This window comes from Fluviispira vulneris (assembly GCF_014281055.1).
Taxonomy (GTDB): domain Bacteria; phylum Bdellovibrionota_B; class Oligoflexia; order Silvanigrellales; family Silvanigrellaceae; genus Silvanigrella; species Silvanigrella vulneris.
Window position 1 is genome coordinate 356344 of sequence record NZ_JACRSE010000001.1, and the last position, 21674, is coordinate 378017.

At 30.4% G+C, this 21674-nt stretch carries 22 protein-coding genes and 1 pseudogene; 10 read left to right on the plus strand and 13 right to left on the minus strand.

The genetic code is table 11. The features are described 5' to 3' along the window. Positions 1 to 5: 5 nt before the first annotated feature. Positions 6 to 563: a recombinase family protein gene (locus H7355_RS01285; protein WP_186644169.1), complete on the minus strand. Its 558-nt coding sequence runs from the start codon at positions 561 to 563 to the stop codon at positions 6 to 8. Between the two features lie 194 nt (positions 564 to 757). Here H7355_RS01285 and H7355_RS01290 point away from each other — a divergent pair, with 194 nt between their 5' ends. Beyond that, positions 758 to 2293: a Tn3 family transposase gene (locus tag H7355_RS01290; protein WP_186644171.1), complete on the plus strand. Its 1536-nt coding sequence runs from the start codon at positions 758 to 760 to the stop codon at positions 2291 to 2293. A 702-nt stretch (positions 2294 to 2995) separates the two neighbouring features. On the opposite strand, the gene H7355_RS01295 is transcribed toward H7355_RS01290, so the two are convergent. From H7355_RS01295 to H7355_RS01305, 3 genes are all read right to left on the minus strand, one after another. Then, entirely contained in the window at positions 2996 to 4837 is a 1842-nt protein-coding gene (locus H7355_RS01295; RefSeq protein ID WP_186644173.1) for an ATP-binding cassette domain-containing protein, read from the minus strand. Beyond that, complete coding sequence (locus H7355_RS01300) at positions 4746 to 6425, minus strand: ATP-binding cassette domain-containing protein (RefSeq protein ID WP_286190627.1); 1680 nt, start codon at positions 6423 to 6425, stop codon at positions 4746 to 4748. Before H7355_RS01300 ends, H7355_RS01295 begins: the two co-directional genes overlap by 92 nt. Positions 6426 to 6823: 398 nt before the next feature. After that, complete coding sequence (locus H7355_RS01305) at positions 6824 to 7771, minus strand: hypothetical protein (protein ID WP_186644180.1); 948 nt, start codon at positions 7769 to 7771, stop codon at positions 6824 to 6826. 529 nt (positions 7772 to 8300) lie between these two features. Here H7355_RS01305 and H7355_RS01310 point away from each other — a divergent pair. Then, a complete protein-coding gene (locus H7355_RS01310; RefSeq protein WP_186644181.1) occupies positions 8301 to 8657 on the plus strand; it encodes a hypothetical protein in 357 nt (118 codons plus the stop codon). Positions 8658 to 8784: 127 nt separating this feature from the next. Here the strand turns inward: H7355_RS01310 and H7355_RS01315 are convergent, their stop codons facing one another. Then, a complete protein-coding gene (locus tag H7355_RS01315) occupies positions 8785 to 9243 on the minus strand; it encodes a GNAT family N-acetyltransferase (RefSeq protein WP_186644182.1) in 459 nt (152 codons plus the stop codon). 186 nt (positions 9244 to 9429) lie between these two features. Here H7355_RS01315 and H7355_RS16170 point away from each other — a divergent pair, with 186 nt between their 5' ends. Continuing rightward, positions 9430 to 9675, plus strand: coding sequence for a DUF6868 family protein (locus H7355_RS16170; RefSeq protein ID WP_390807645.1), 246 nt, complete (start codon positions 9430 to 9432; stop codon positions 9673 to 9675). A 116-nt stretch (positions 9676 to 9791) separates the two neighbouring features. Further along, complete coding sequence (locus tag H7355_RS01320; RefSeq protein WP_186644184.1) at positions 9792 to 10475, plus strand: DUF2461 domain-containing protein; 684 nt, start codon at positions 9792 to 9794, stop codon at positions 10473 to 10475. An 89-nt stretch (positions 10476 to 10564) separates the two neighbouring features. Here the strand turns inward: H7355_RS01320 and H7355_RS01325 are convergent, their stop codons facing one another. The 4 genes and pseudogenes from H7355_RS01325 to H7355_RS01340 form a co-directional block, all read right to left on the minus strand. Beyond that, positions 10565 to 11287: a substrate-binding periplasmic protein gene (locus H7355_RS01325; RefSeq protein WP_186644186.1), complete on the minus strand. Its 723-nt coding sequence runs from the start codon at positions 11285 to 11287 to the stop codon at positions 10565 to 10567. Between the two features lie 282 nt (positions 11288 to 11569). After that, the gene (locus H7355_RS01330; RefSeq protein ID WP_186644188.1) at positions 11570 to 12007 is read right to left on the minus strand and encodes a DUF5329 family protein; all 438 of its coding nucleotides are present in this window, start codon (positions 12005 to 12007) and stop codon (positions 11570 to 11572) included. A gap of 63 nt (positions 12008 to 12070) precedes the next feature. Then, a pseudogene (locus H7355_RS16175) lies at positions 12071 to 12187 on the minus strand (hypothetical protein); the annotation flags it as partial. Positions 12188 to 12225: 38 nt separating this feature from the next. Beyond that, entirely contained in the window at positions 12226 to 12690 is a 465-nt protein-coding gene (locus H7355_RS01340; RefSeq protein WP_186644190.1) for an IS3 family transposase, read from the minus strand. A 412-nt stretch (positions 12691 to 13102) separates the two neighbouring features. Between H7355_RS01340 and H7355_RS01345 the strand changes: the two genes are divergently transcribed. Then, complete coding sequence (locus tag H7355_RS01345; RefSeq protein ID WP_186644192.1) at positions 13103 to 13447, plus strand: hypothetical protein; 345 nt, start codon at positions 13103 to 13105, stop codon at positions 13445 to 13447. A 134-nt stretch (positions 13448 to 13581) separates the two neighbouring features. Here the strand turns inward: H7355_RS01345 and H7355_RS01350 are convergent, their stop codons facing one another. Further along, on the minus strand, positions 13582 to 14097 hold the full coding sequence (locus tag H7355_RS01350) for a hypothetical protein (protein ID WP_186644194.1): 516 nt from the start codon (positions 14095 to 14097) through the stop codon (positions 13582 to 13584). A 525-nt stretch (positions 14098 to 14622) separates the two neighbouring features. Further along, the gene (locus tag H7355_RS01355; protein WP_186644196.1) at positions 14623 to 16122 is read right to left on the minus strand and encodes a ribonuclease domain-containing protein; all 1500 of its coding nucleotides are present in this window, start codon (positions 16120 to 16122) and stop codon (positions 14623 to 14625) included. 1114 nt (positions 16123 to 17236) lie between these two features. On the opposite strand from H7355_RS01355, the gene H7355_RS01360 reads away from it, so the two are divergent. The 3 genes from H7355_RS01360 to H7355_RS01370 all read left to right on the plus strand — a co-directional run bounded on the left by H7355_RS01360 (position 17237) and on the right by H7355_RS01370 (position 18997). Next, a complete protein-coding gene (locus H7355_RS01360; RefSeq protein ID WP_186644198.1) occupies positions 17237 to 17722 on the plus strand; it encodes an IS3 family transposase in 486 nt (161 codons plus the stop codon). Positions 17723 to 17743: 21 nt separating this feature from the next. After that, positions 17744 to 17980, plus strand: coding sequence for an integrase core domain-containing protein (locus H7355_RS01365; protein ID WP_186645384.1), 237 nt, complete (start codon positions 17744 to 17746; stop codon positions 17978 to 17980). A 195-nt stretch (positions 17981 to 18175) separates the two neighbouring features. After that, positions 18176 to 18997, plus strand: a complete 822-nt coding sequence (locus tag H7355_RS01370; protein WP_186644200.1) for a class D beta-lactamase — start codon at positions 18176 to 18178, stop codon at positions 18995 to 18997. Positions 18998 to 19002: 5 nt separating this feature from the next. Here the strand turns inward: H7355_RS01370 and H7355_RS01375 are convergent, their stop codons facing one another. After that, on the minus strand, positions 19003 to 19800 hold the full coding sequence (locus tag H7355_RS01375) for a GNAT family N-acetyltransferase (protein ID WP_186644202.1): 798 nt from the start codon (positions 19798 to 19800) through the stop codon (positions 19003 to 19005). A gap of 207 nt (positions 19801 to 20007) precedes the next feature. Here H7355_RS01375 and H7355_RS01380 point away from each other — a divergent pair, with 207 nt between their 5' ends. Continuing rightward, positions 20008 to 20532 (plus strand): hypothetical protein, encoded by a 525-nt coding sequence (locus H7355_RS01380; protein WP_186644205.1) that lies wholly within the window; start codon positions 20008 to 20010, stop codon positions 20530 to 20532. Here H7355_RS01380 and H7355_RS01385 read toward each other — a convergent pair. Continuing rightward, positions 20472 to 20768: a hypothetical protein gene (locus tag H7355_RS01385; RefSeq protein WP_186644212.1), complete on the minus strand. Its 297-nt coding sequence runs from the start codon at positions 20766 to 20768 to the stop codon at positions 20472 to 20474. The two genes, H7355_RS01380 and H7355_RS01385, sit on opposite strands and share 61 nt — an antisense overlap. A 290-nt stretch (positions 20769 to 21058) precedes the next feature. Here H7355_RS01385 and H7355_RS01390 point away from each other — a divergent pair, with 290 nt between their 5' ends. Further along, the gene (locus tag H7355_RS01390; protein ID WP_186644214.1) at positions 21059 to 21673 is read left to right on the plus strand and encodes a hypothetical protein; all 615 of its coding nucleotides are present in this window, start codon (positions 21059 to 21061) and stop codon (positions 21671 to 21673) included. Position 21674: the final 1 nt, after the last annotated feature.

A 21674-nucleotide genomic window follows, 5' to 3' on the forward strand; every position in this document is an offset into this window, starting at 1 on the left:
TTTTATTAATTGTTTTCCATTAATTTATATCGATAAAAACTTCTTTCTGAAATATTTAATAATTTACATATGCTAGATATAGATGTTTCATTTTTATTATATAAAGCAATAGCTGCTTTAATTTTATCTGGAGAAATCGCTTTCGGTCTTCCTCCTAATCTACCTCTTGAACGCGCAGCTTCAAGGCCAGCTTTTGTTCTTTCTTTGATGATATTGCGTTCTAGCTCTGCAAATGCACCTGTCACATGGAAAAAGAATTTTCCAGTTGGACTTGTTGTATCAATATTTTCTACAATGCTTTTGAAGCAAAGTTGTTTATTATTAAGTTCATTGACAAATGAGATTAAGCTAGAAAGAGTTCGGCCAAGACGATCTAATCTCCATACAACTAAAGTATCACCTGGTCGCATATAATTTATTGCATCATTTAAACCTTTTCTCTCAATTTTTGCTCCACTAGCAATATCTGAGAATATCTTTTCACATCCAGATTTAGTAAGTGCATCGTTTTGCAAATTGCAAGATTGATCTGCACTTGAAACTCTTGCATAACCAATGTGCATAAAAGTCTCCTAGATATTTTGCAAAATTTAAAATTATGTCATAACTCATTTATTGTGAGAGTTAATGGCAGAATGAATTTGGCATCTGTTTTGGCACAAAAATATCCGCGAAAAAGCATACTTACCCGATAATACATTTCTACTGCCAAAAACCAAGGTTTTTGTCAGGTATTTTGAGGTAACAAGCTGGAGATTTGTGCATAAATAATAGCATTGATTTCTCTGATTATAGAAAGGAACTTATTTCTGAAGAAGAGTCACTAAGAACGCTAGATGATTATGGAAAATTAATAGGATTTTCCTCAGATAAGAAACAATTTATTATAGATATTCAAAATAATTTAGAAAAATCAGCCAATTTTACTGATGAAACTTTTCAAGAAAATCCAGATTTTAAAATTCAAAATGGAGAACCTAAATTAAAGAAATATATTCCTATTGAAAAAGATAAAGCAAAACTAAAAGAATTAGAGAGCATGCTTGATAAAAAGATGCAAAAACATTCTATGTCATTATTAAATATATTAATTTCTGGAAATAATTTATTAAATTTAACAAAGTTCTTCGGGCCAAATAGTGGACATGCAGCAAAAATTAAAGATGAAGAAATGCGTTATATTTTAACGGTTTTTGCTTATGGAACGGGTCTTGGCCCTACTCAAACAGCAAAAGCTGTTCCTGAAGTAAATAGAAGGAAAATTTCATTTTTGAATTTAAGGCATACTTCCGTTGATAAAATTGATAATTGTATTAGAAGTGTTATAAATATTTATAACAAATTTGATTTACCTAAACTTTGGGGAAATGGCTCAAGAGCTGCTGCTGATGGAACTCATTGGGATATGTATGATAATAATTTACTCTCCGAATATCATATAAGATATGGTCAGTTTGGAGGAATTGGATATTATCATGTTAGTGATACTTATATTGCATTATTTTCTCATTTCATATCTTGCGGTATGAGAGAAGGTATATTTATTTTAGACGGACTTTCTAAAAATAAATCAGATATCCAGCCTGATACAATCCATGGAGATTCTCACGCTCAAATGCTCACAGGATTTGGTTTATCGTATCTTCTAGGTATAAAATTAATGCCAAGAATAAAAAATTGGAAAGATTTAAATTTTTACAAACCATCTTCAAAAAAAATTTTTAAACATATAGATTCCTTGTTTACAAAAGAAAAAATTGATTGGGATTTAATTGGAAAATATTTATATGATATGATCAGGGTTGCTCAATCAATTAAGGCTGGAAAAATAAATCCATCAACAATATTAAAAAGATTAAACACTAGTTCTAGAAAAAATAAATTGTATTATGATTTTAGAGAATTAGGCAGAGTTATTCGAACAACTTATCTCCTCCATTATTTATCCGATCAAGATCTTAGAAGAATAGTCCAATCTTCAACTAACAAATGTGAATCTTTTAATAAATTTGTAAAATGGATTTATTTTGGTGAAGATATGATTACAAAGAACGACAGGGAAGAGCAATTGAGAGTTATAAAATATAACCATTTAATAGCCGTTGTTCTTACATTTTATAATGTATATGCAATAACAAAATCAGTTAAAGAGCTTACTTCCGAAGGTATCAAAGTTAATCCAACTCTTATTTCAAAAATTAATCCGTATCGAACTGGCCATGTAAGCAGATTTGGAGTTTATGAAATTCAGGATCGAAAACTAGATGATATTGACTTTGAACTAAAAGTTTGAATGATGTAAAATGGTTATTTGCATACGCATAATGCTTAAATATTGAGCTAAAAATTCAAAGTGGCCCGATTCTGTACGAATTCTTACCGCCTACCAATATCTAAAAAAACTAAATTAAGCAATAATATCAAATAATAAAAAACAACTATGGGTCTATTTGGATCAGATCCTTACCGCATATCAAATTAATTTATCCATCCATCTTTTTTCGAATCAAATCTTATTTGTGCGTCCCTACCCTTATTTTTGGGTACTTTTTTCATTTCAGTTTCATATTACTCAAATATTCCAATCTCACACACCATAATGCAGGTTATCATAAGTGAAATTGCTGAATGAGTTGTTTTAGTTATTTTATTAATTTTAATAATATTATTTTATAATAAATTAACTAATATTATATATAAATTTATTAATTTTATATGTGAGTTTTAAAAAAGACCCTGATTTTAGAAGTAGGAAGGTTCTCAGAAATTTTTAATTTAAAAAAATTTAATATTTTTATTTCAAATTTTATGCACTTAAAAAAATAAACGGACAATAAATGAAAATGCATTGGAAGAAAAAAATAAAAAGCAAGCTTTTGAGGCACTCAAAATCCCAACCTTCCCAATATTTGTTGGAATATTCTTCTTAACAATGATGGCTGATAATTTTACACGCGCTTCATTAGGGTGGTGCTAATTTTTTGTAACAGACACTTTAACAATTCGTTGGGCCATGACTCTCCTCATACTTAATGGCGCACTCCTCAGCTTTTAGTTTTTTTGAAATTACATACCCACCCGACATTTCATATACGTTATCACATAATCGGAGTGGTTCTGGATTATGGGTAATCATTAAAACTGTTTTTCCAGCAAGAAGCCTCTTCGCTGCAGAAATAAAGGCTGACTCCATTTCTGAGCTAAGCGTGCTCGTTGGCTCATCTAAAATAATAAATTTTTTATTACTCAATGAAATTCTAATGAGCGCTATCAGTTGTCGTTCACCTGAGCTAAGATTGACTCCATTTCCTTCAATTACTTTTTCTAACTCTAGCGGTATAGAGAGATCATGAATTATTTTTAAAATCAACTCTTTGGATGAGCCATAACTAGAAATATTATCTAAGATTGTTCCATTTCTAAGGAGTATATTTTGAGATACAATACCAACATTGTTTATTATTTCTTTTAAATCAATTGAGTAAATAGACTCAGAGTCAATGAAGATATTCCCATTTAAAGGCGTTACCATCTTAAATAAGGATTGAACTAGACTGCTTTTTCCAGAGCCTGTCCTGCCAATTACGCCAGTTATTTGTGAGTTTGGTATGTATAAGTTGATATTTTTTAATATCTGGTTGCTTCCGGGGATGTATGACATTGAAAAATTTTCGAAATGTATTCCATCCATGGGATTTCCATGTTTAACTACAGGTTTGTATAGCGCTTCAGGCTCGTTTAAATCAACGAGTTGGTAAATACGTTTTAGGATGCTGGAAGCGTTGAAGATATTCAGTGTTGTCATTGATAACCACATAACGGCAGCATCAACTGAAAATATAACTGTAAGCACAACACCAGAAGTGCTTTTTGTGATTATGTTGGCATTTAGCGCGTAAACAACAAAGCAATAGACAGCAACATTGAATAATAAGGTAACAATACCCATCCAGAAATATGCCCATGCATTAATATTCGCTAAAGTTATTTCTAGCATTAGGTTTTTTTCAACTAATATCTTTATCCTTTTTATCAAAGTTATTTCGTTACCTGACCAAATATATGAATTTAGACCAAGAATCATTTCTTTTTGACGATTGAGAAGTTTAGCTAATAGGCTTGATCCTTCTTCGCTTATACAGCCAGCAGTAGGCCCAACAGATAATTGAATCAGAATATAAAAAATAGCTACAGGAACAACTACCACTGCTGCAAGCGGATTTGCGATGCCCACAACTATACAAACACTAATAAGTTCGCCAAAGGCATATAAGCCATCTGCTAAATATCCAATCGCTCGTACGCGAATAAAAGTATAATCGGAAATTAACCGATTGATTACTTGGCCTGAATGTATCTTATCAAAATAAGTCACCCTAGTCTTGGAAATACTAAGTACCATTTTCTGGTGTATGCTGGCTGAGGCCCACATTCCGCCAATTTCGATTAATACAAGAGAAAATATCTTACTGATGAATGCAATGGCAAAAAGCGCAATTAGTAAAGCTACTGAAATCTTGAAATAAATTGGAACAAGTAGCTTAAGTTCTATTGAGCATTCTGAATTTGTTGTACAGGTTGAGGACTTACTAATTATCCAATAAAAAACATATGGTATAATTGAAGCTATAAATGTTAGTAATAGAGAAAGGAGTGCATATTTCCGTATAATATTTAAATCGCAAATAAACCTAAGAAAATTTTTTGAGGCTGAATTCAGATTGTCGTGACGAACCAAATGGGTATTACTCATGCGTGCTAGCCACCATGTTTCTAGTCGAGTTGATCGTGATCGTATGATTAAAGTAATCAGAGCTGAAGTTTTGGCACGAAGCATAAACCAAAACTAAGCCGTTTCCATGAAGCTGTTTTAGGATTTCGTTTCGGGTATTTTGATCCAAAGATGAAAAACAGTTATCTAATAATATTATTGGGCGGCTTGAGTATATTGCTTGGGCAATTCCGATTCGTTGCCTTTGCCCCCCTGATATGTTTTTTCCATTTTCTGAAAGTTTTTCTCTGTAAACGTATTCTTCATCGCAAAATTCATTGTCTAATTTAGCGATTCGAAGCGCCTCATCTGCCTTATTTCTATTATAGCTTGAACCAAATGCGATATTTTCAACAATACTGTCTGCAGTTAAGAATGGTATGGTTTCAACATAAAATACCATTTCTCTATAAGAGGGAATGTCGGCTAATGATGCTATTTCCTGTCGTGCACCACTCTTGCTAATTAAGAAAATTGTGCCACTCGTATGTTTTATCTGTCCAGAAAGCAGGCGCAATAATGTAGATTTACCAGATCCAATATTTCCTTCAATGAAGGTGTTTGATTCTAGGTCTATAATCGCACTAAATGCAGAAAGCAAAGTTGTATTACCTAACTTAACAGAGACGCTCTCAAATTGGATAGCACAAAAATCCGGTATAGTGAGTTTGAGTTTATTTCTCTTTTCTTTTGCTAATTCACTAAGCTGATTCGTGATTCGAAACCAACAATGTTTTGCTCTGCTTGCGGCAGCTAATGTAAATGGGATGTATTGGATGCTAGAGTTTAATATTGCAAGCATCCAAATTGAGGCAAAGATGGAACCGATTGATCTATTTTGGTTGCTAAAGGAATAAATTGCAAACAAGATTATAATGGGGATAAGTTGCCATATCATTGCAAACGTGAAATTCACGGCAACGAGTATATGCTGTTTCGACGAAATTTTAAGGTAAGACTTTAAATCAGAAGCAATTCGTTCTTCGTAATTGACCGATGTTCCTTCGTATCGAATTTCTCGAATATTTGAAATCCATTCATCAATATGTGAATTTAGAGATTCTTCTCTGGTTTGGATTGGGTGTTGATATTTTCCTATACGTTTTGAAATATAGAGTGATAATGGAAGGAACAAAAAAGTAGAGCAACCAGCTATAAGGCCTGCTAGGCCAAGTTCTGTATAAAGTAATGGGAAAAAAATACTTACGGCAAACAAAGTAGGAATGAAGTTGCTCATCAATCCATTCACAAAAGACTGGATATGTTTGATGTCGGAGGCAATTAGGGTGCGAATCTGGCTAACTAGACTCTCCATTTCCTTCCTGTTAACAACGTGATAAAGAAGTACATTGTTAAGCAAGCTATAGAAATATAAGCTAATTCCAGAACCAATAAAAATAAGACATCTCTTAGTATAGCTGCCAGTAATTGTAGCAATAAATAAAACAAGTCCAAATAACAATAATATAAAAATTGTTTTAAAATTGATCTGGACAAGATCAATTAATATTTTGCTAATATATATAGTGGCTAAAAATGATAATCGGCCGACAAATTGAAGTCCAATGGTGCTTATTAGCAATCCTTTATACTCATAAAGGAAAGTCTTAATAATACTCAATTTTGAAGAAAAAAGTGTGAATCCCTTCTGCATCTCAAAAGTTTCCAACGCCCTTCTAAGCTCAGTCGGAACCTGCTGGTTCAATTTTGAAAATTCACGAGAAGAATATTGATTTTTTGGCAGTTTAAAGAAAAAATTCAAGTGCTATACCTGTTCTACAGTCTTCTTTCTGTTCCTTTATCGCTTCGAGTGCAATCTAACTTTTAAGCTCGGCAATGAATACTTTCCCCAGCATCCGATAAGTTCCCAAATATTCTCTTTGCAGCATTAATCCGCAAACAAAATTCATTGTAACCTTGTCTAAGATTTGGGGAATTATAACCTTCACACAGTAGATAAAGATCGTGGATATCACAGTTTCAAAGTATTGGCAAATTTTTATAAATACATGAAAGTGAACTGAGTCTAATTTTTAGAGGAATAAGTAAATGTCAATATTTGATCTCATTGATAGCAAAACAAAATTCTTTATTTATTAGACTCATTTCTGAAGATTTTAACTGATTTAAAACAATCAAAAACTCTTCATTTTCTTTTTGATTTCTACTTTTATAGTTATAATGAAATGACTTTATAGTAAATTTTACACTTTTGGGGAGTGGCCGTTCATTTTGATAATAACGTACTTCTCCAAAATAAGTTCTTGAAATTGAAAATGCTGCATAAATATCACTGGCAGCAATAATGTCTGTATTCAGCTCTTGTATGTTCAATGAATGCAAAAATTCTTGTCTTACATTCTTTTTATTTAAAACAAATCTCTTATAATGCTCACCCATAGTATTATATGCTCTTCTTACTTTACAGATATAGATAAATGTCTGTCTGTCATCTGATATAGGAAAATATGAGCTGGCTTTAAAATCTGATGTGAGAGCAACAGAGGCTCCACCAGAAATAAACTCGTTTTCTATAAATGGATTGTGCCCTTCAGCTTTTAAAAAGCTTTTAAAACCATTATTAAATATATCTAAATAACTTCGACTATCACCCCTATATGCTATCATATTAACGTCTTTTGCTAGCTTGTAATCAAAAGCAGCCCAAGAGAATGTTTTATGATTTTCATCTAAATTAAAATCAATTTTGTTCACGTTTTCTTCATACCTTAACTTTAATTTTATTTTATTTATAACAATGTAAGTAAATGATAAAATATAAGGCTTCTTAGCACGCGAATTCATATATTTTAAAGATACAAGTTCTCCTTTTTTAACGAGAATTTTTTTTAACTCATCTAAGATACTACTATTTAAGTGAATATTGTAATATTTATATTTTCTTAAAAATGAGTTAATACTATCTACAAAGTCCTTATCTTCTTTTGCTATAAGATCTCTATGATTGTTTATTAACTCATGAATAAAATCTATTCTCATTTTTCAGTCCTAGTATATGAAATAATTAGATTATTTTTTATTATCTTATAGTATAAGTTAAATATAAAATAATTAATTATTATAAAAATTTTTACAAAAAAGTAAAGAATTTTTTATCAAATAGAAATTGAAGTGCTTTGAAAAAATTGCTTCATATATTAACTCTTCATTAAGATAAAAGAAAAGATTTCATTTATTTTTTGCAAGCATAAATTAACATAATTTTTGAAAAAGTATTCTCGATTTTGAGAACAAGTCACTCTATAATTTCTAAAAATATAAGCTTTGAGTTTTAAAGATCATCCTGTTTCTCTAACTCGATGCTTTCTTTCTGAGAAATAGCTATGCCTATATTTTCTGTTTTAGAAGTATAAGATGATGAAAATATTTATATAAATTAAAATATTTTAAGATATTAAAATTAAAAGCATTTCATAACCTATATTAAATTTAATTGAATATTTCATATAAATAAAATATGTTGATTTATAATAAATCAACAACTCATCTTTATTGGGAAGGAATTATTATGCTTAAAAAAGTATTTCTAATATTATCTACGATAATATCGATTCCAGCGTTTTCCAGAGAGTCTAAAGTGCCTTTGACTACAACTTACGTATATTGCTCTCCTTATAGCGATCGAAAGAATTGGAGATGGGCGGTTGATACTAATAATAATTATGTTATTGCAAGTGGCTATTGGAAGTTAGTCAACTACAACATTAAAAAAAATTATGTTGCTACATATAAACCATTTTCATATGTTTTTGTTATAACACCCAATGAATATAATAGAGTCTCAAGTTTTTGTAAAAGTGATGAGCATACTCAGCCTGCAGATAATTCTGCTTCGCAATGGTACGCATTTTCTATAAAGGGATGAGTAAGAGGGAGTTGTTGAGTTTTGCATCTTATTTTAGCTATAAATTCTTTGTTATGCTGCTAATTTTCCATTAACCAAGCAGTCGTAATTTAAATAAAGAAAACTCCTTAAGATATTAGAATCTAACTTAAAGTTTAACACATGTATAACGAATAATATTATTAGAATTTTTTTTATTCATAAAAACTTTAAAACCTACTTTTTTATAAAACTCTATAGCATCATCATCCGTTTCTGCTTCTATTTTTTTGGCAAAATGATTTTGAAGAAATTGTATCATCTGTTTTCCAATACCGTTATTGCGGAATTCTTCTTTTGTCGAAATATAGCGGATAAGCACTCTATCAGTTTCTATCTCGATAGCCATTAAACCAACTAACAACTCTTTAAATTCATTTGTAACTTTATCATCGGGGGATATTGCAAGAATTAACATACGTTCTTCATTGTTAGTACTCGTGAATTGCTGATAAACAGTCTCAATTTTCTCTTCAGTAGGAAGATACATTGAACATTGAAGAAGAGATTTTATATCTGCTTTTAAGTGCAGATTTATATTTTTTGTTATTTTAAATATTAATTGCAAATTAAATTCCTTTTTATTGTTTAAATGAATAATATGCTTTTATTTTAAACAAGTGAAGATTGAGTAATATCAATTTCATAGCCCCGAAAGGTGGCATTTTCTTGCTCAGTAAGATTATAACAGATTTGTTTACAAACAAAATTCAAGCTAATATTTTCTTTAACTATTAAAAAAGAGGAAAAAGACATGTCCTTAGATATTTTAAAAATTTTCTTTATGTGGTCCACTATATTGAGTGTTGCTCTGCTTATTTTTTATAGTTTTATATTGCTCGTTTTTAAAAAACATTTAATTCAAAAAATGCAAATATTTATTAAACTTCCAGAAGATAAAATATCAGTTGTAATTTTTTCAGCTTTAGTTTTTTTAAAAATATTATCAATAATTTTGTTTATTATACCCTATTTCACGGTTTTGATTATTACAATGTAAGTTATTTTATACTTAAAATAATTTTCAAGCTCTATAACTTGATTATTCAGTAATAAAGACTTAGAATAATAATTCAATAATTTATTTTTTATAAAAATAAAAAATGGGACTATAAAATGAGATATTTTGATAAATCTATTTTTAAATATCTAACTGACCTAAAGTCAAACAATAATAAAGAATGGTTTTTAGAAAATAAAGAAAAATATGAAAGTATTGCACGGGAACCGTTTCTGAAATTTATTTCTGATTTTGCGCCTCACTTAGAAAAAATTGCTCCCAATCATCAAGCAATTGCAAAAAAAACTGGTGACTCCCTCTTTCGAATCAATAAGGATTTACGTTTTGCAAATCGTGATGAGCCTTATAAAACATGGATTGCCGCCCAATTTAAGCATAAAAAAAGTAAAGATGTTCATTCGCCGGGATTTTATTTGCATATAGAACCCAAAAAATGCTTTTTTGGTGGAGGAATATGGCAGCCTGATTCACAGACATGCCAAAAAATTCGGACAGCGATTGCTAAAAACACAAAAGAATGGAGTACAATAAGAAATAGTAAAAGATTTACAAGTTTATTTGAGATGGATAAAGATTCTTTAAAAAAGCCTCCAAAAGGTTTTGATCTTAGTCACCCAAATATTGAAGATATAATAAGAAAAAACTTCGTTATTATGCATGCGCTAAAACAAAAGGATGTCACTTCAGATTATTTCTTAGAAAGAATTGTTGATCTGTGCGAAAATTCAGCAAAATATATTAAGTTTTTAACGATTTCATGCGGGCTTAAGTGGGATTAAGCTACTTTGGTTTTTTTTAGTTCTTGATACTGCAAAAACTTTATCAAAATTTGGATTAGGCTTTGCAACTCATTAGCTAAAATGAAAAATTATTTAGTTCGTGAAGATATCACCGATGCTGCAGCTTTTTTAATTTGATCTTTGATATTCGCATCTGTTTCTTTATTGATAGCAGCATAAAGAGCACTATCTAATTCTTTTAATGGCAAGATTTTTTGAATATTTTTATAATCAAAGTCAATTGCTTTCAATTTACTTTGCAATCCTATTTCTGTTGAAACGATCAAATCGCAGCGTCCTTCTACAAATTTTTTTACATTGAGAGTTGAACTTGTTGCTGCTTCAAGTGATGTAAAACCCTTTGCCATTAGAAAGTCAGATCTATAATCATTTCTCTGCACACAAATTTTATATTTTTTTGCATCATCAAATTTTTTTACTTGAATATCGCTTCTTGATCTTAATTTATAAAAATACACCGTTGATTCTATTATTTTAAATAAATAATCTAATTTTTCCATTCTTTCCTTTGTCTTCACAATTGGATAGATGATGGTGTTCGGCATTGTCGTTGCATCGTTATATGCTCTAGACCAAGGCGCTTTTACAATGGTTTTTTCTGGAAGATTAAGCTTTTTTAAAACCTTAAATATAACTGTTGTTGTTATTCCCCCATTTATGAAACCTTTCTCATCAACTGTGACATAGGGAACATCTTCATCAGTGTAAATAATAATATCTTTTATACTTGCGGCATATAGATTAAATGAATAAACAAATAAACAGATAAAGATCAAATATATTTTTGACATACCATAGCCTTTATTTTAAAACTTCAATTAGATCAACTTATATAAGAATATACGTTTTTTGTTCAAATACCTCAAAATTCTGTCTGGTTTTTTGACTGTAGAAAAAATATGATACGAACGTTCTAACAGTTTCATGGAAGATCTTTGAGAATGAATCTTATCTAAGAACGCTTAAATACCCTGTCGATGCCCACCAAGGTTCATTCTTCATAACTGAACTCATTGATTGCCCTTGCCCAAGTTTCCTGAAGGTTGAAAAAATAATGAATTAACAATTACTAACTAGTCAATAGAGTTTTCAGTGCATCGTTCAGCCAGAGCCATATCTTGTTTTTTAAGATTTTCTATTAACCAAGTTTGTAGAAGAATTTTTTTTCCAGCTTCAACTTCAATTTGATATGGCAATCCAGATAAACTTGATTTTGTTGCAACATTTTTGATAAATTCACAAACTGTTATTTGGCCATTAAATTTATTTTTGGACGCTAAGTTTAATTTCAATTGCAGATGCTTTGCCGCTTCTTTAGCATTATAAGTTGATCCATTTCTTATAAATTTTAAATTCGATTCAGCTATCGTCTTTATCAATTTTGAAATGATTTTTTCTTCATCTTGTTGACTTATTAATTTTTTTTCTTCGCTAAATGATAAAAAACAAGACACTATAAAAACGGATCCAACAACAATTTTAATAATCCTTCTAAGATTTTTTTTTATCATATTCTTATCCTATTTTAAAAAATATCAGATATTGCAATGGACCCCAATTTAGTTGACACATGATTAATGTGAATTTTGATACTGCACAGGACTCATCATTGCAAGTCCTGAATGAGGTGCGTAATGATTATAATCGTAAAACCATTCTTCTAAATGCTCTATAACCCAATCAGCAGAATAACAATCATTGACATAAACATAATCTCTTTTAAATGTTCCTAAAAATTTTGCCGCTGAGCCTTGTAACTTTTAAATCTTTTTTCCACCGAGCGTATCATTAATTCTTGAATAGATTTTCCTAATAATGGTTCCTTGGACGCAACGTAACTAATCGCTTCTCTATCTTTACAGTCTAAAGAAAACGCAACATAAACTTTTTCATCGTTAAAACAACGAATTTCGAATGCGTCTGAACACCATCTAGTATTTGAATGAAGAGTTACAATTTTTCCTGTGCCTGTATGATTTGTTCTTTGCACTTGATTTTTAGGAAGGAGGAGACCATTTAATTTCATTATCCGATATATTCTTTTTTTATTTATTCTCTCACTTTTTGAGACTTTAAGAACATTATTGACCATGGCTGTTACTCTTTTATAGCCATATGTAGGCCTTCTTTCTACGACCTTTTTTATAAGAGATAACATTATTTTATCATCTTTTTTTAAGAATTTTAATAGCATCAGTTAATATAGCCTTATCCACTGTTAAAGTTGAAACAGCTCTAGCTAAATGCTTATTTTCTTTTCGCAATCGCTCCATTTCAGCTAGAATTTCTTCCATATTATTCATTGATTTATACAGACGGAAAAATTAAGGAGCAAATTAAAAAAGCAGCATTAACTGTGATATCTTCACGGACCAAATATTTAAATTTTGAAGCATTTTTTTTCTTAATTATCGTTTGCTAACAGATAAAAAAATTTTAACATCTAAAGAATATAAAAGCGTGATTATTCTTTGCCACAAAATCTGTTATAAACTTTCCGAGAAAGAAAATAGAACTTTTCAAAATAAAGAAGTTATTATCTCTCAATCTTCACTGTCTTTAAAAATTAACGAACTATTTTTTAAAAGATAAAAAAGGATTTTAATTTGCAAATAACTTTTAGAATAGAAAAAAATATAAACTCAAAGTTGGAAAAAGATATAAAATCACTTCTTCAGTGTGCTATGTTTCTTCCTACCGTGAAGAAAATTGAAACTGTTTATCAATATTTCACAAATATTGATAATGTAGAGCGCATGTTAATTCTGGCAATACTCCCAACTAATTACATATCAGATGAATTCAATATGCTATTAGTTGAGCTAATGGCTATAGAGACAGCAATTGATAGAGTTATTAGCCATTATGTCTCAGCAAATGAGGAGTTTCGTAATAAAGGCATTGGAAAACAAATGATTCAATTTCTTCAAAATCATTTTGCCAAAAAATAGAAGCTGAAACGGATGATGATGCTATAGAGTTTTATAAAAAAGAAGGATTTAGTATTTTTATAAATAAAAATACTCTTCGATATACGTGCATAAAATTTTAAAATAGATTCTATAGTTCATAAGATTGTTACATATTATTTAATATATCTTCTTGGAAAGTTAGATTTGCAATTCACACCGCCACCAGGAAACTCAGCTCTAATCCCGCGCCAAATTGAAAAAGTATCGCCGTAACCAACAGCACTGTAGTTTTTCCCAAAGTTAAGGTTATCATTACGACATTTTTCTTCTATAGTACTGCAAAATATTCTAGCATCTTCTTCATTGTCAAACTCTTGATTGACAATTGCAAATTCAAGATTATTAAAAGTTTTAAAGCCTTTGCTATAGATATAGACTCCATTTGAAACTCCGAGCGATTTATTTTCAATATAAGGGATAAGTGTTTCTATATTTTCTTTATGAGCATATTGCCAATTTGTTTTAATACAACTTAAGCCTGTACAGTAATTATCAGTTGCTGATACTGCTATAGAGCTATTACTCACACAATACAGCCATGACCAAGCAATAGAGTTGGCATGTGCATTATTTTGAATAATTCCTGGAGCTATTCCTAAAAAAATACTTTTTAATAATAGATATTTCATATAATAAAATCCTTTTGATTTAAAATTTCTAAATATGATTATAAAAATTGAAGTTTTTTTATTTTTATAATCAAAGGAAATATTAACTTTATTTGTATTTTTATCAAATTATTTTTAATTATATTTAAATATTATAAATTTTAATATATATTTTATTATTTACAAGTATCGCGAGTGTCGAAACTTGTTCAAATAATGCTGTCTTCGCTTGCAAAGTTCCTTGCTCAGCATTGACAAAATAGCAAATGCTTTTTACCTTGATCTTTGACTTTTAAGAATCAACTTATTTATTATGGGTATAAATTGTGAAAAAAATAGCTCTATCAAGTTTAGTCCTAATTGTATGCATTTTAGAATTTACTCAAAAAAATAGCTTTGGAAATAAAAAAATGAGTGATAACTCTGCAAGTGAACGAATTTACAATCGTAGATATGGGATAATAACTAAAGTAACTGATACTGTATGGTGTCCGGATCCGTTCAGGTTGTAGAGATTAGCTATGAGTTTATAGAGATGATTGTTAGCTATAATTTGGATTGAATGATAGGTTTATTTTTTTCAGCTAATTTGACCGGATCAATTGGAGCTTGCATATCGATAAAAGTTTCATAATGATCTGGAGAATACCAGCGTCTACCTGTTTTTCTTTCAACTATGACTCGTTTTGCATCTCTTACTCTTACATGTTCTTCAACTAATGGAATATCGATTTCATAAAGTTGAGAATCTGGTGATAAGTCTTTGATACGTCCTTCAAAATTACTAAACCTCTTTGCTGTATTAAAATCTATAAGATCAGAAAGACTATATGCTCTTGATGGTACTTTGGGCTTTGAATTAATCCCCCCAATTTTATACATTTCAATCCTTAAGCTTCCAGCTCTTTGAAAAGGATTTGTAGCTTCATTCACTCCCTCAGTTGAAGGAGTTTTAGCAATATCTGCATAGGAGAATTTCCTTTGCCCCATTCCTTCACTTGTTTGTGTGTTGGATGAAACTAGATTTTCTGCAATTTGTGACGGTCTACGAGCAGCTTCAGCATGATGACTATTTGATTGAATATTTAGTTCACTTGCTGAACGGGTGATTTCATTCATTCTATTACCAAATGGATCAATAGGAGACATAGCTCTTTCGCTGGAAGGGGTACTCAGATTTGAGATTGCTTTTTCAACTGAAACAACGTTTCTTGAAACCCCGTTGCTATTAGATAATGCAAGTGAGTCTGGTCTTGAATTGAGCGATGTTGGAACTTTTCCAGCTTTTGCAGAGCCTTTTATTGGTCCTGAAGTTATCAAATCTACAGTCAGTTCTGTTATAAGGCTACCAACAGTTAATTGAGAGTCAGTAATTAATCCATAGGGGTAATCCCAATTAGGGCAAATAACGTTGTCTGCAACAATATATCCCCAATAAGATGCTGCAAGTGCATTCCCAGCTGCTCCTACATAGCGAAATGGTTCTCCAAAAGTTTTTGTGCAATAATTTACAAGAATGCTACAAGCCCTTTTTCCTTTCTCTGATGAGATTTGGCTCTTTAAGATTGAAGTTTGATCATTATGTTGTGATATACTTGCTCTTTTTGTGCGACTTAGATTATCTTGTGAATATGTTTCCCATGAGTGCCAATTTTCAAGTTTTTCCCACTCATTTAACTCGCTCCATTCATTGCTGTTAGCGAATGCTTCAAGGTCTATATTTAAAATTGGGATTGCTGAATTGTAAGATGATTGAATTGAGTCATTTTCTGAATGAGTACTTCTTTTATCCCGTCTACTAAGAAGATCATTTGTATTTAGTTTTAAGCCTGCATGCAGTGAAATTGGGGCATTAATTATATTTAAATTCCCTTCTAGCCAAAAATATTGGTTACTTGAATCTGCATTACTAATATCGGGATTAGCTGCCCAATACCATTCGGATTTTTCATTTGAGCAAAATAAATAAGATCCATCTGCGAATAAAGTGGAATGAAATGAAATTACAGAAATAAATAGCAGAGAATTTCTAAATATAAATGACATTAATAACTTCCTTGTTAAAAGTGTTTTTATTTTAAACTGTAAAATTATTAAATAAATTTCTAAAAGCAATCTTTAGAAAAGATTGCTTTTAGAAATTATCAAATATTACAAAATTGTCAAATAATATTTTAAAATTTTGTAATATTAATAAATTTTAATACTTACTGATTGAGCGACTATTAGTGGAATGTTATTGCGTCAAATATGGTGGGACGGATGCTTAATTTCCTTAAAATAATTAATTACTTAAATAATTTAAAATTCATTTTCAAATAGAATTAGGATTTTTATCGAAACCGCTTTTTAAAAGCTACGCGCAGCAGTGCCATGGTGAGATCTTCAAACTGAGTTTGGTTCACATTCATCAATATTTAATAAATTTAATCGTTGATTAAAAATAGGAATGCTAACCGTTAGGATAAAAGTAAAAATAACTTTGTTCCTATGGTATACATGAGGTGTTGTATCATTTGAGGATAAATTTTAGAACACACCCTAATAAAGAAATCATTTATGTAATAATAACAAATATTTATTATTTTTAATGATCTGTTTTAGCAGATCATATACTATTGCCAGTTAAGAGTAGAGAATGTTAAATTAAAATAAAAACATGTACTTAAAAAGACATGCGGAAAATCGTCCGAAAACATGGACCATTAGTCCCTTAGTAGATCGGACTTTTGATGCAATTTAAATTCCACTCGATTCTATTTACCAGTTGATAAGGATTTCAATTGACTGTAGAAAGGAACTAACAATTTTTGAGTATACTTCTTCATCGTGGGAAAGTTCTTTTTTTGATTTTGAGAGTTTAATCGGAGTGTGAACTTCAGACCATATAAGTTCTAAATCGTGTTTTGTTATTTTCTATATAAGCTTTATCATTGCGAAAAGAAAATAAGCATTTGGCTAGAGCGGTTCCAACTTTAACTGTGGATAAAGCTATATTAACTGATACTATTGAAATTCTTAAAAAAAAGATCCAACAAAGAGCCTTGTTGAAACAGCAAATGAAGTCATCAAAATAAATATATATTCAGTATCTTCTGTAAGTCGAAATTTAAACATTTCAAGACAATCGACTTACAGACATAAATACAGGGTGGTCTTAATGAAAAATTATCTTAAAAAAAATGATAAAATAATGTTATCTCTTATAAAAAAGGTCGTAGAAAGAAGGCCTACGTATGGCTATAAAAGAGTAACAGCCATGGTCAATAATGTTTTTAAAGTCTCAAAAAGTGAGAGAATAAATAAAAAAAGAATATATCGGATAATGAAATTAAATGGTCTCCTCCTTCCTAAAAATCAAGTGCAAAGAACAAATCATACAGGCACAGGAAAAATTGTAACTCTTCATTCAAATACTAGATGGTGTTCAGACACATTTGAAATTCGTTGTTTTAACGATGAAAAAGTTTATGTTGCGTTTTCTTTAGACTGTAAAGATAGAGAAGCGATTAGTTACGTTGCGTCCAAGGAACCATTATTAGGAAAATCTATTCAAAAATTAATGATACGCTCGGTGGAAAAAAGATTTAAAAGTTACAAGGCTCAGCGGCAAACAGAATGGCTCAGTGATCGAGGCTCGATTTAAAGAGATAAATCGGTTCAAAATATAGCTAGAACACTTGGATTAAAACCTTGCTATACTGCTCCATATAGCCCTTCTAGCAATGGAATGGCTGAAGCATTTTTAGGAACATTTAAAAGAGATTATGTTTATGTCAATGATTGTTATTCTGCTGATTGGGTTATAGAGCATTTAGAAGAATGGTTTTACGATTATAATCATTACACACCTCATTCAGGACTTGCAATGATGAGTCCTGTGCAGTATCAAAATTCACATTAATCATGTGTCAACTGAATTGGGGTCCATTGCAATTTTATCACTTCCACATGAGTTATAATAAACCATAATTTATATTAGTAATGTTAAATAGTAATCCTCCGAATGTCAAAAAGATATATTTTAAAACGCTTTGCATATTGGAAAATTCTAGTTTTTATTTTACGTTTCATATGCCTCTTTCAGAATGGAGAAAATATGAAAAGAGTTTTTTGTATAATGATGTTAAGCACGCTTAGTGCACAAGCGAAAGATTTAAACTATAAAGATTATTATAGAGAGTCTACTGGATGTTTTATTTTATACGATCTAAATAAAAATAAAATAATCGAAGAATATAATGACCAATTTTGTCAGATACCAATGCCACCCAATTCCACTTTCAAAATTCCTCTCAGCATAATGGGTTTCGATAAAAACATTTTAAAAGATGAAAACACCCCAAAATGGGAATTTAAGGAAGAATATTTAACTGAAGGATTTAAAAGTTGGATGCCCGTTCAGTGGAAAGAAGAAAACACTCCCAAAAGTTGGTTAAAATATTCTGTTGTCTGGTATAGTCAAAAACTGACTCGCTCATTGGGTACAAAAGCAATCGAAAATTATCTTAATCTATTCGATTACGGTAATAAAGATTTCTCAGGCACACCAGGGAAAAATGATGCTTTAATGAGCGCTTGGATTGACTCATCTCTGAAAATTACCGCAAAAGATCAAGTGCAATTTTTAAAGAAATTGGTAAAAGAAGAGCTTCCTGTTACGAAACATGCTCAACAGATGACAAAAAGTTCTTTAATTCTTGAACAAAACAATCAGAATGTTTCTTTATATGGTAAAACTGGTGCGGGCTATTTAGAAAATAGAGTCGCACATGGGTGGTTTATTGGCTGGGTTGAAAAAGATAAAAACTCATACATATTTGTCAGCCAGATAAAAGATAATAAAAGCGGTGGACCTCTCAATAGCATAAAAGCGAAAAAGAATGCAATGGAGTTTTTACATGAACTAGATATATTATAATTGAATTATTCTAGGTATAAATGTAAAATTGGAATCTTTCTCTCCTTAATAATTTTAGAATACACTTCTCCAACTTGCACAGCTCCTATTGATAAATAAAATGGGATTGCATTAGGATCAGCTTCTAATAGAAATGAATTTATTCCCTTTTCCTTTAATTCAACGCTTAAAGCTCGCCATAAATTTTTAGCAAGTCCTTGCCCCATAAATTCTGGATGAATAAATAGACTGCCATTTGTAATTCTGTCAGTTTGTATTGCTTCTCTGCACCAGAAACCAATTATTTTCCCATTTAGCTCTGCAAGTACGGAAACTGAATTTTTTAAAAATTCCTCCGAAATAATCAAATCATTTTGCCATAGATCAAGCCATTCCTTAGGATAACCCCAATATGCTTTGGATAAGAAAGCAAGCTCTGTGAGTTGAGAGATATCTTCGAGCGTAGCATTTCTGAGTCTATAAGAGACATCAATTCGGTCACCATGCGCTTTAGGAGAAGAGATTAATATAAATTCAAGATCTGTATCACCGTAATTTTGCACACTGTGAAGGGTGAAGCTTTCTATTTCAAGACCTTCCTGCGGATTTAAAATATACTCTTTATGATTGGCAATAATTTTTGCTTTACCAGTCTGAATAATAAAAAATTGCGTTGCATTCTTATGAAAATGAGCTTTTTCTGAGCAGTTTACAGGAATTTTTTCTAAAATTATAGCTAAATCTTTCCTGTCTATAAATTTCCAACCATCACAATTATTCCCCCATTTATAGTTCTCAACGATTCTTTTAGAAAGTATTTTCATATCGACTCCAAATTTTTAAAAAATATCTTAGACAAAAAGTTTTAGTTCATTTTATTTCATAATTCAACACAATGTGCTAAAAGATTTTTGTATTTTTAACTTACAATTGAAGCTTGATTAAAAGTTCTATCAAAGACTTTTTTAAAGTTTTAATTGCATAGATAAGAAGTTGATTAATTTTCAATTTTTATATGGTAAAGGTTATTTATGAGGAGTTTTATTATTGCTATTCTAAAATTTATGATGATTTTTAGTATATTAAAGAATGCAGAATCAATGCCACTCAATACAAATAAAAATTATTTTTCCACTCAATTCTCTTCTTTTAAAAATGTAACAGATAATTTTTACGACAAGATTACAATTAAAGGTGGGCATGGTGGTCGTAGTGGTCACAGCAGTCGATCATCTTCTTCAGGAAGAGCAGGAAAAAAAATTTATAGTTATACTGAGGGTGCTTTTAATTTAAATGGAGTGGGAGATTTTTCAGAGACTGAATTTTCTTTTATCGACTTTCTAGTTATTATATTTAGTTTTGTCGCATTAATTTATCTTATAGATACTATTTATATCACGTGGGAAATTTTTAGTTCTATTTATAGAATATTGGTTTATTTTCCAAACATATATTTAATAGATTTATTTCTTAAGAAAAAAAAAGAAACATTAAATTATTTTTTTATGCTAAATAATTCATTTATTAAAACACTTTCAACTAGTTCATTTTCATAAAATTGAATAACTGTGATTCGAGATTGCATATGTGACCACTGCTTGGCAAGAATTTCAAATTCAAGTTTAAGAGCACGAATTTCGCAATTACAAACCACCAAATCTTTTGGCAGCATCCATGAGATAATGGGCCATTCAGCCGGAATTTGATACCATTTCGTATCCTCTAAGTTTGGATCGATCGAAGCAGCTAGAATGACAAGAGATCTCACTCTTGGATCCAGAAAAGTTGCCATTTTAGCAATAACAGCACCTCCATAAGAATGCCCAACAAGGATGGCTGACAGCTTTGGATCATCATTTTAAAATAATTTTTTTTGTATAAAATCAATCTTAGAATTCATTAAAAAATATTTATGTAAGTTTGACTCAACTTATTAAAACAAGATAAATATAAAAAAGTAAGAATAATTTTATTACTTTACTAAGAAAGGATCAATTATGAAAAATTTTATTGTTTTAACTCTTCTTATACCTTTTACTTCAGCTTATTCTTCAAACGACTCGCAAAAGCAAATTATATAAAATGGATGTTAGTGAAGCTACCAATTTTATTAAAAAGCAAAATATGTTTATCGTAACATTTATTGGTTATTCAGGAGCAGGATATGAAGATAAAACGGCTATGCTTGCATTAGCTAAAACAGAACTTGAAGAACTTTTAATCAGCCATCGTCTGGAAGATACTCATGTTTGTATTGGCGCAACTGCAGATGGTATAGGAGAAATCTATCCTCTTGCGAAATCTATGGGTTTTAAAACTCTAGGCATAGTTTCATCAGAAGCTATAAAATACAAAGAATCACTTTCAAATTCAGTTGATACTGTCATTTACGTAAAAGATAATTCTTGGGGAGGATTTATACCTGGAAACCCTTCTACACTCTCTCCGACTTCTGAGGTTATCGTCAATACAAGCGATCAAGTCATAGCTATTGGAGGAGGAGCTGTAGGACGTGATGAACTCTTAAGTTTCATACAAACTGGGAAAAATTGGAAATTTTATTTTGCAGAAATGAATCATAAAAACACAATAAAAACAGCTTGTAAGAAGAATCTTCCTCGCCCAATTGATTATTCAGGTGAAACATACAGGGGGCTTTACGAGAAAGGTTACTTTAATTATTCATATTTCCCTTAAA

Bases quoted from the DNA above. Each gene is read 5' to 3' on its own strand.
- H7355_RS01390 (WP_186644214.1), top strand. From the start codon at position 21,059: ATGGATGTTAGTGAAGCTACCAATTTTATTAAAAAGCAAAATATGTTT.
- H7355_RS16170 (WP_390807645.1), top strand. From the start codon at position 9,430: ATGTCCTTAGATATTTTAAAAATTTTCTTTATGTGGTCCACTATATTG.
- H7355_RS01330 (WP_186644188.1), bottom strand. From the start codon at position 12,007: ATGATAAAAAAAAATCTTAGAAGGATTATTAAAATTGTTGTTGGATCC.
- H7355_RS01340 (WP_186644190.1), bottom strand. From the start codon at position 12,690: ATGCTATTAAAATTCTTAAAAAAAGATGATAAAATAATGTTATCTCTT.
- H7355_RS01370 (WP_186644200.1), top strand. From the start codon at position 18,176: ATGAAAAGAGTTTTTTGTATAATGATGTTAAGCACGCTTAGTGCACAA.
- H7355_RS01320 (WP_186644184.1), top strand. From the start codon at position 9,792: ATGAGATATTTTGATAAATCTATTTTTAAATATCTAACTGACCTAAAG.
- H7355_RS01375 (WP_186644202.1), bottom strand. From the start codon at position 19,800: ATGAAAATACTTTCTAAAAGAATCGTTGAGAACTATAAATGGGGGAAT.
- H7355_RS01305 (WP_186644180.1), bottom strand. From the start codon at position 7,771: ATGAGAATAGATTTTATTCATGAGTTAATAAACAATCATAGAGATCTT.
- H7355_RS01325 (WP_186644186.1), bottom strand. From the start codon at position 11,287: ATGTCAAAAATATATTTGATCTTTATCTGTTTATTTGTTTATTCATTT.
- H7355_RS01360 (WP_186644198.1), top strand. From the start codon at position 17,237: ATGAAAAATTATCTTAAAAAAAATGATAAAATAATGTTATCTCTTATA.
- H7355_RS01355 (WP_186644196.1), bottom strand. From the start codon at position 16,122: ATGTCATTTATATTTAGAAATTCTCTGCTATTTATTTCTGTAATTTCA.
- H7355_RS01300 (WP_286190627.1), bottom strand. From the start codon at position 6,425: ATGCAGAAGGGATTCACACTTTTTTCTTCAAAATTGAGTATTATTAAG.
- H7355_RS01295 (WP_186644173.1), bottom strand. From the start codon at position 4,837: ATGCTTCGTGCCAAAACTTCAGCTCTGATTACTTTAATCATACGATCA.
- H7355_RS01385 (WP_186644212.1), bottom strand. From the start codon at position 20,768: ATGGCAACTTTTCTGGATCCAAGAGTGAGATCTCTTGTCATTCTAGCT.
- H7355_RS01285 (WP_186644169.1), bottom strand. From the start codon at position 563: ATGCACATTGGTTATGCAAGAGTTTCAAGTGCAGATCAATCTTGCAAT.
- H7355_RS01380 (WP_186644205.1), top strand. From the start codon at position 20,008: ATGAGGAGTTTTATTATTGCTATTCTAAAATTTATGATGATTTTTAGT.
- H7355_RS01350 (WP_186644194.1), bottom strand. From the start codon at position 14,097: ATGAAATATCTATTATTAAAAAGTATTTTTTTAGGAATAGCTCCAGGA.
- H7355_RS01310 (WP_186644181.1), top strand. From the start codon at position 8,301: ATGCTTAAAAAAGTATTTCTAATATTATCTACGATAATATCGATTCCA.